Origin of the sequence: Limimaricola litoreus, from assembly GCF_024159025.1 — a bacterium.
In the GTDB taxonomy this organism is placed as follows: Bacteria; Pseudomonadota; Alphaproteobacteria; order Rhodobacterales; family Rhodobacteraceae; genus Limimaricola; species Limimaricola litoreus.
In genome coordinates this window covers 1-6,396 of record NZ_JAMYXC010000063.1, presented here as the reverse complement: position 1 = coordinate 6,396, position 6,396 = coordinate 1, and the positions used below count along the sequence as shown (strand labels likewise).

The window sequence follows — 6,396 nt, the reverse complement described above, 5'->3', positions numbered from 1 at the left end:
GCGGCCCGCGCGCTAGGTGAGCCGCGCGGCCGGATCGGGCCGCCCCACCTTCGGAGAGCCGCGATGATCCTCCCCCTCACCGGTCTTGCGATCGGCGCGCTGCTGGGCGCATGGCGCGCGCGCCGCCACGGCGGCGGTGCGGCCGACATGGCGCAATGGGGCGCCGCGCATGCGCTCGCGCTCGGGATTCTGGGCCTGTTCCTGCTGCTGCTGCTCAGCCGGCTCGCCGGTTGAGGGCGAGCGGGGTCACCGCGCCCGCTCACCCTCCCGGTGCTCCGTGTCGTGCCTCCGCGCGGCCAGCTGATCGAGCAGCTGGCGCAGCCGGTCCGGCGTCTCCCGTTCGACCGGGAAAGCCTTGCGCAGCGCGGAGTCACGTGTCTGTCGGTCGAACTGATCGAAATTCATGGTTGCCTCATTCAGTTGGACAACCCCCCTGATGACTAGACAATACTCATAACCCGGATTCGGTTCCTGTCCGGTTAATCACACTTGACGCAACCTGTGGCGTAGAGGGCGCATGTGACACCCCAGAAACGGTGGTTGCCCGGCCCCATTCCGGACACCATATTGCCATAATGCTGAAATTCTCCCCGCTGATTCTGGCGCTGCTCTACGGCTTCGCGGTCTACCAGGTCTCGGTCTGGCGCACGCGCCGCGCGCTCGATGCGCAATCGACCGAGCTGGCCGAGCCGCGGCTGCGCGCGGTGTGCGAAAAGCTCGCCCGCGCGCTCGACCTGCCGCGGATCAAGGTCCATGTCTACGAGATCGCCCCGGTCAACGGCCTCGCCGCCCCCGACGGGCGGATCTTCCTGACGCGCGGCTTCTTGCAGAAGTTCAACGCGGGCGAGGTCACGGCCGAAGAGATCGCCAGCGTCGTGGCGCATGAGCTGGGCCATGTCGCGCTGGGCCATTCGCGCCGCCGCATGGTGGATTTCTCGGCGCAGAACGCGCTGCGCACGGCGCTGGCGGCGGTGTTGTCGCGCTTCATCCCCGGCTTCGGCGGCATGATCGCCAGCGGCCTCGCCCGGCTGGTGGCGGCCCGGATCAGCCGGGTCGACGAATACGAGGCGGACGCCTATGCCTCGGCGCTGATGATCAAGGCGGGGCTCGGCACGGGCCCGCAGAAATCGCTGCTGTCCAAGCTCGACAAGCTGGGCGGCGTGGGCGGCGCGACGCCCGCCTGGCTGATGAGCCACCCCAAGACCCAAGCGCGGCTCAAGGCGATCTCCGACAATGAGGCGAAGTGGCTGGGCGCCTAGCCCGCCACCCCCGCCGTCTCCAGCGCCTTGCCGAAGCGGTTGAGCCGCGCCTTCTTCATCAGCTTGCGCAGGGTCCAGGCCTCGCCCGAGAGCCGCGACGCCTCGGCCAGCACCGATGCCGCCACCTCGCCCACCGGGCCGGGGCTGGCCTCGAACAGGCCGAGCAGGAAATTGTCGGGATCGGCGCGGCTCAGCCCCTCCTCGGCGAGGACGCCGCGCGGAAAATCCTTGGCGTTCATCGTCACGATCACGTCGCAATGCCCCGCGACCGCGCTGGCGAGCACATGGATGTCATTCGGATCGGGCAACCAGAGCCGCCGCTCCAGATCGGGCCGTGCCGCGACCTCGGCATGCGCGAAGCGCGACGCCAGAAGCGCGATCTCGCCCCGCGCGATCGCCTCCCCACCGGGCCCCAGCCGCGCCGCCGCCCGCGCCCATTCCTCCGAGATCCGCGCGCTCCAGCGCGGCTCGAACAGCCCTCGCGCGGCGCAGCCCAGAAGCAGCTCGCGCATCACGGTGGGATAAAGGACGCAGGCGTCGAGCAGGACCCTCACAGCCGGAACACGAGCGCCTTGAGATAGCCGCCCTCGGCCAGCTGCGGCAGCACCGGGTGATCGGCCCCGGCAAAGCCGGTGTAGCAGATCGCACCCTTGCGTCCCGCCTTGCCGATGCCGCGTGCGCAGGCGGCGCGGAATTTCGACAGGTCCGCGGCGTGAGAGCAGGAACACAGCACGAGATAGCCGCCCTCCTCCACCAGCGGGGCCGCCAGACGCGCGATCCGCTCATAGGCCCGCAGTCCCGGCTCCAGCGCCGATTTCGACGGCGCAAAGGCGGGCGGGTCGCAGACCACCACCTCGAAGCGGCGGCCTTCCTTGTCGAGCGCGGCCAGCGTGTCGAAGGCATCGTCTTGCCGCGTCTCGAAGCGCTCGGCCACGCCCGAAGCTTCGGCACCTTTGCGCGCAAGCTCAAGCGCGGGGGCCGAGCCGTCGACGGCGAGCGCCGAGGCCGCGCCCCGCGCCAATGCGGCAAGGCCGAAGCCGCCGACATGGGAAAACACGTCGAGCACGCGCGCGCCCTGTGACAGACCGGCGGCAAAAGCGTGGTTCGGACGCTGGTCGTAGAACAGCCCCGTCTTCTGCCCGCCCATCAGGTCGGCCATGTAGACGGCCCCGTTCATCGGCACCTCGACCGGGCCCTCGGGCGCATCGCCGCGCAGCATGCGCAGCTCCTCGCCCAGCCCCTCAAGCCCGCGCGCCCGGCCAGAGCCGTTGAGCACGACCCGGCGGATGCCGGTGGCGGCCAGAAGCGCGTCGGCGATGGTCTCTGCCCCCGCATCGGCCCAGGCGGCGTTGGGCTGCAACACCGCGATATCGCCGAAGCGGTCGATCACCACGCCGGGCAGCCCGTCGGCCTCGGCATGCACCAGCCGGTAGAAGGGCTTGTCGAACAGCGCCTCGCGGTGGCGCAGCGCCGCCGCCAGCTTCGTAGCGATCCAGTCGCCGTCGATCACCGCCTCCGGGTCGCGGTCGAGCACGCGGGCGGCGATCTTCGACTCCGGGTTGACGGTGACGACCGCCATCGGACGCCGCTCGGCATCCTCCAGAATGGCGAGGCTGCCGGCTTCGAGCTTCTTGGTGCGGCGGTCGAGAACCATCTCGTTGGCGAAGACCCATGGAAAGCCGTGGCGGACCGCGCGGGCGTCAGCCTTGGGCATCAGCCGGACGGTGGGATAGGGCGGGAGGTGCGGGAAGGGTGTCATGCGCCCTCCTACCCTGCCCCGCGCGCCACGAAAAGCCATGACGCGTGAAACCGCGCTGCCGGGCCCCGTGTTTCTCCGTGAGGGCCGCATTTGCCGCCCCGCCGCCCGGCGCAATGGTTGTTAGCGCTAACGAACCATGCTAACGCCGGGCCAACCCCGATTTACGACAGGAGCTGCCAGATGGCCCTCAACCGCACGCTCGAAGCCGTCACCGACCGCATCCGCGCCCGCAGCGAAGGGCCGCGCCGGACCTATCTCGACCGCATGGCCGCCGCCGCCGCCGAAGGACCGCGCCGCGCGCATCTGACCTGCGGCAACCAGGCTCATGCCTATGCCGCCACCGGCGAGGACAAGGATGCGCTCGCCACCGGCCGCGCGCCGAACATCGGCATCATCACCGCCTATAACGACATGCTCTCGGCGCATCAGCCCTTCGAGACCTATCCCGCGCTGATCCGCGAGGCGGCGCGCGCGGCGGGTGCCACCGCGCAGGTCGCGGGCGGCGTGCCGGCGATGTGCGACGGCGTGACCCAGGGCCAGACCGGCATGGAGCTGTCGCTATTTTCGCGCGACGTGATCGCCATGGCCGCCGCCGTCGGCCTGTCGCACAACGTGTTCGACAGCTCGGTCTACTTGGGCGTCTGCGACAAGATCGTGCCAGGTCTCGTCATGGCCGCCGCAACCTTTGGCTACATCCCGGCGGTGTTCCTGCCCGCGGGCCCGATGACCTCGGGCCTGCCCAACGACGAAAAGGCCCGCGTGCGCCAGCAGTTCGCCGCGGGCGAAGTAGGCCGCGACGCGCTGATGGCGGCCGAGATGGCCTCCTACCACGGGCCGGGCACCTGCACCTTCTACGGCACCGCCAACTCCAACCAGATGCTGATGGAGTTCATGGGGCTGCACCTGCCCGGCGCCAGCTTCGTGAACCCGGGCACCCCGCTGCGCGACGCGCTCACTGTCGCCGGCACCGAGCGGGCGGCGCAGATCACCGCGCTGGGCAACGAGTTCACCCCCGCCTCCGACGTGCTCGACGAGCGGGCCTTCGTCAACGGCATGGTCGGTCTGATGGCGACGGGCGGCTCCACCAACCTCGTGCTGCACCTGCCGGCCATGGCCAAGGCGGCGGGGATCATCCTCGATCTGGAGGATTTCGCGGAGCTCTCGGCGATCACGCCGCTGATGGCCAAGGTCTATCCCAACGGCCTGGCGGACGTGAACCATTTCCACGCCGCGGGGGGCTTGGGCTACATGATCGGCGAGCTTCTGAACGCGGGCCTTCTGCACCCCGACACCCGCACCGTCGCAGGCGAAGGCCTCGAGCTCTATACCCACGAGCCCAAGCTTTCGGAGGGCCGGGTCGCTTACGCCAAGGGCTCGGGCGAGACGCTCAACGACAAGATCCTGCGCCCCGCCTCCGATCCGTTCCAGAAGACCGGCGGCCTGCGTCAGCTTTCGGGCAACATCGGCCGCGCGGTGATCAAGACCTCGGCCGTCGCACCCGAGCGCCACGTGATCGAGGCCAAGGCGCGGGTCTTCCACGATCAGGAAGCGGTCAAGACCGCCTTCCGCAACAGCGAGTTCACCGAGGACACCATTGTCATCGTCCGCTACCAGGGGCCGAAGTCGAACGGCATGCCCGAGCTGCACAACCTGACGCCGACGCTGGCGGTGCTGCAGGACCGGGGCCTCAAGGTGGCGCTGGTCACCGACGGGCGCATGTCGGGTGCGTCGGGCAAGGTGCCGGCGGCGATCCACGTCACCCCCGAGGCCGCCGATGGCGGCGCCATTGCGCTGGTGCGCGACGGGGATCTCGTGCGGCTCGATGCCACTGCAGGCTCGCTCGAGGTTCTGAGCAGCCTCGAGGGCCGCGACCCCGCCCCCGCCGATCTGGCGGGCAATGGCAACGGCGTCGGGCGCGAGCTGTTCGAGGTCTTCCGCCAGAACGTCGGCGGCGGCGCCTATGGCGCGACGGTGGTGGTCTGATCAATCGGTGGTGGCGTGGAACTGTCCCGTCAGGACATGCGGCTGATCGGTGTAGGGCGCGGTGAGGATCGTGCCCGACACCTCGCCCGCCAGCACCCGCCCCCCTGCGCCGCGCAGCGGGCTCTCGATGGTGATGTCGAGGCGGCGGTCCTCTCCCGCCAGCGGCAGCTCCGCGCCGAAGCCCGCCGCCAGCTCGCCGCTGCGCCGCGCGCCGTCGCGGGTCAGCACCAGCCTGCCCTGACCGGGCACGAGAGGCAGGCTGTCGATGGCGACCGTCTCGCCGTGAAACGCGCCCGAGATGTCATGCAGCCGCCCCTCCACGGGCAGCACCGTGCTGGCATCGGCAAAATCGAGATCGAGCGTCACCCCGCCTTCGATACGCCCGCTGGGCGTAATGTCGGCCTCGCGGATATCAGCGGCAAAGCCACCCTCGTAGCGGGCGCTGCCACCGCGCGGCAGGTCAAACGCCTCCGGACGGTCGAGAAGCCGGCCGAAAGCCGCGCGGTCGAAATGCGACGGCGGCAGGTCCGCCACCTGCCCGCCGCCGCCGCATCCGGTCAGGACCACCGCGCAGGCAAGACCCATGAAACCCTCGCGCGGCATTGCCTTCCTCCTCCAGCCCGACCAGATTTGCGCGGAAATGTTAACCGCCCGTTAACGGCGAGCCCCGAAACACCCTTTCACCTCCAAGACGACAGGATCCTGCGATGACCCCCGAACATGCCTCCGAACTGACCGCCAAGGTCTGCGCCCTCGCCCCGGTGATCCCGGTGCTGGTGGTCGAGGATGCCGCCCATGCCGCCGATCTGGCGCGCGCGCTGATCGAGGGCGGGCTGCCCGCGCTCGAGGTGACGCTGCGCACGCCGTCGGCGCTCGAGGTGATCCGCGAGATGGCGCGCGTCGAGGGCGGCGTCGTCGGCGCGGGCACGCTGCTGTCGCCCGAGGATGTCGAGGCCGCCAAGGAGGCGGGTGCGACCTTCGGCGTCTGCCCCGGTGCGACGAAGCGCATTCTCGACGCCTGCGAGGCCAACGACCTGCCGCTGCTGCCCGCCGCCGCCACCGCCTCCGAGGTGCTGCGGCTCTACGAGCGCGGCTATACGGTGCAGAAGTTCTTTCCCGCCGAGGTCAACGGCGGCGTGCCCGCGCTCAAGGCGATCGGCGCGCCGATCCCGCAGGTGAAGTTCTGCCCCACCGGCGGCGTCAGCCTCAGGAACGCGCCGGAATACCTCTCGCTGTCCAACACGCTCTGCGTCGGCGGCAGCTGGGTCGCGCCCAAGGAGATGGTGGCGTCGGGCGACTGGGCCGGGATCACCCGCCTCGCCGCCGAGGCCGCGGCCCTGCCGCGCTGAGAAAGCGGCGCGTGGCGGCCTAGCCCGTCACGCGCCCTGTGCGTCC

General features: G+C 70.3%; 8 protein-coding genes. 4 read left to right on the top strand and 4 right to left on the bottom strand.

Translation table 11 applies throughout. The features are described 5' to 3' along the window. The coding region (locus NHG85_RS04830) for a hypothetical protein (protein WP_253330335.1) at positions 1-234 on the top strand (234 nt) is incomplete at its 5' end. Between the two features lie 12 nt (positions 235-246). On the opposite strand, the gene NHG85_RS04825 is transcribed toward NHG85_RS04830, so the two are convergent. Next, positions 247-405, bottom strand: coding sequence for a hypothetical protein (locus NHG85_RS04825; protein WP_253330333.1), 159 nt, complete (start codon positions 403-405; stop codon positions 247-249). A gap of 170 nt (positions 406-575) precedes the next feature. Between NHG85_RS04825 and NHG85_RS04820 the strand changes: the two genes are divergently transcribed. Beyond that, positions 576-1,259: a M48 family metallopeptidase gene (locus tag NHG85_RS04820; protein ID WP_253330332.1), complete on the top strand. Its 684-nt coding sequence runs from the start codon at positions 576-578 to the stop codon at positions 1,257-1,259. On the opposite strand, the gene NHG85_RS04815 is transcribed toward NHG85_RS04820, so the two are convergent. Both NHG85_RS04815 and NHG85_RS04810 read right to left on the bottom strand, forming a co-directional pair. Continuing rightward, positions 1,256-1,813 carry an RSP_2648 family PIN domain-containing protein gene (locus NHG85_RS04815; RefSeq protein ID WP_253330330.1) on the bottom strand — a complete coding sequence of 186 codons (558 nt, stop codon included), beginning with the start codon at positions 1,811-1,813 and terminating at the stop codon, positions 1,256-1,258. The genes NHG85_RS04820 and NHG85_RS04815 overlap by 4 nt on opposite strands. Then, a complete protein-coding gene (locus NHG85_RS04810) occupies positions 1,810-3,018 on the bottom strand; it encodes an RSP_2647 family RNA methyltransferase (RefSeq protein WP_253330328.1) in 1,209 nt (402 codons plus the stop codon). The genes NHG85_RS04815 and NHG85_RS04810 overlap by 4 nt, the downstream gene beginning before the upstream one ends. A 180-nt stretch (positions 3,019-3,198) precedes the next feature. Here NHG85_RS04810 and edd point away from each other — a divergent pair, with 180 nt between their 5' ends. Continuing rightward, a complete protein-coding gene (gene edd, locus NHG85_RS04805; protein ID WP_253330327.1) occupies positions 3,199-5,001 on the top strand; it encodes a phosphogluconate dehydratase in 1,803 nt (600 codons plus the stop codon). Here the strand turns inward: edd and NHG85_RS04800 are convergent, their stop codons facing one another. Then, a complete protein-coding gene (locus tag NHG85_RS04800; RefSeq protein WP_253330326.1) occupies positions 5,002-5,604 on the bottom strand; it encodes a hypothetical protein in 603 nt (200 codons plus the stop codon). It abuts the gene before it with no gap. A gap of 104 nt (positions 5,605-5,708) precedes the next feature. Here NHG85_RS04800 and eda point away from each other — a divergent pair, with 104 nt between their 5' ends. Continuing rightward, positions 5,709-6,350 carry a bifunctional 4-hydroxy-2-oxoglutarate aldolase/2-dehydro-3-deoxy-phosphogluconate aldolase gene (eda, locus tag NHG85_RS04795; RefSeq protein ID WP_253330325.1) on the top strand — a complete coding sequence of 214 codons (642 nt, stop codon included), beginning with the start codon at positions 5,709-5,711 and terminating at the stop codon, positions 6,348-6,350. Positions 6,351-6,396: the final 46 nt, after the last annotated feature.